Source organism: Silvibacterium bohemicum, from assembly GCF_001006305.1.
GTDB lineage: Bacteria > Acidobacteriota > Terriglobia > Terriglobales > Acidobacteriaceae > Silvibacterium > Silvibacterium bohemicum.
Genome location: NZ_LBHJ01000010.1, coordinates 1 through 1,425 on the forward strand (window position 1 = coordinate 1; position 1,425 = coordinate 1,425).

General features: G+C 58.0%; 1 protein-coding gene. It reads right to left on the bottom strand.

Annotated features, from left to right (window positions below; all coding sequences use genetic code 11):
- Window positions 1–308 precede the first annotated feature (308 nt).
- A complete protein-coding gene (locus tag XX99_RS16405) occupies window positions 309–1,340 on the bottom strand; it encodes an IS110 family RNA-guided transposase (RefSeq protein ID WP_050060509.1) in 1,032 nt (343 codons plus the stop codon).
- Window positions 1,341–1,425 lie beyond the last annotated feature (85 nt).

The following is a 1,425-nucleotide window of genomic DNA, read 5'->3' on the forward strand; positions in this document are numbered from 1 at the left end:
AATGTATGGTCCGCCGCGCGACTGCAAGGATTAGTTCGTTCGAGAGACAAGTCTGCGGCAATGTATTCGGCCTTTGTTGGAGTCATGTGCTCCTGGCCAGGATGAGTTCCGCTGCGTATCTGTCCTAACAAGCCGAGCGGTCGTTGAAGACCATTATCGGAAACAGGTTTCAGAGACGCCGTTTTTGACTGTTCTTTCGTCCTTACTGTTCCTGTGCAGACCTTGGTGGGAAAAGTCGTCGTAGTCGTAGAGCGGGAAAGTGGGAGCGCGTGGCGCTTCCAAGCCGCAGGCGTCTTTTCCGCTCTATCTCATGCCGCGGCCACGATCACTCCAGGCCGATAGTCTTTTCCGGTGGAGAGCACGGCCCATGCGATACGGGCGAGCTTGTTGGCCATGGCCACGACCAGTACGTTGCGCGGCGCTCGCGCTTCCAACGCGTTCATCCATCCTCCGATCGCGAAACGATCTCGTTTTATGCGCATGGCGGCAGCGCGTGCGCCATGGATCAGGATCTTACGCAGGTAGATGTTGCCGCGCTTGCTGATGCCCAGCAGTCTGGTCTTGCCACCGGTCGAATACTGCCGTGGGACGAGGCCGAGCCAGGCTGCGAAGTCTCGGCCCTTGCGGAACGCAGCGCCGTTGCCGATGGCAGCAACGATGGCCGTCGCGACGATCGGACCGATGCCTGGGATCTGCCGGATGCGGCAGCAACCTGCATCACTGGCAGCGATCTGTTCGAGTCTGTCGGTCAGTTCGTCGATCTGATGCTCGACCGTCTTCCACTCGTCCCACAAAATGCCAATCATGTTGCGCATCATCGGCGTCAGTGCGTTTTCCGCGTTCTCGAGAACGTCAGCCATAGCAGCCTTCAACTTGGCCGGCTTCTGAGCAAAGACCATGCCACGCTCCAGGAGAAACGCGCGTATCTGGTTGATGACCGCAGTGCGCCGCGAGACCAGCCGGTCACGAATCCGATGCATCGCCTGCAGGTCGAGCTGGTCGTCGGTCTTGATCGGAACGAAACGCATGTTCTTGCGTTCGACGGCTTCGGCGATGGCCTCCGCGTCAACGAAGTCGTTCTTGTTGGACTTCACAAATGGCTTCACGAACTGCGCTGCAATCAGCCGCACATCATGGCCTTGCTGCCTCAAAGCTCGTCCGAGAAAATGCGCTCCGGAACAGGCTTCGAGACCAATCAGCGACGTCTCCATGTTCGCCGTGAACACCAGCAGCTGCTTCTGCGTGAACTTCTTCTTCACCAGCACCTTGCCCGATGCTCCCAGTGCAACAAGGTGAAAAGTCGTCTTGCCAAGGTCAATGCCTACCGAACGAATCTGCATGTCGATGATCCTCCTCTGAAACCGCTGCTACCATCCTCCGCCTTAGCGGAGACTTACAGCGGCGGACCATCTCATTAGCCGACTT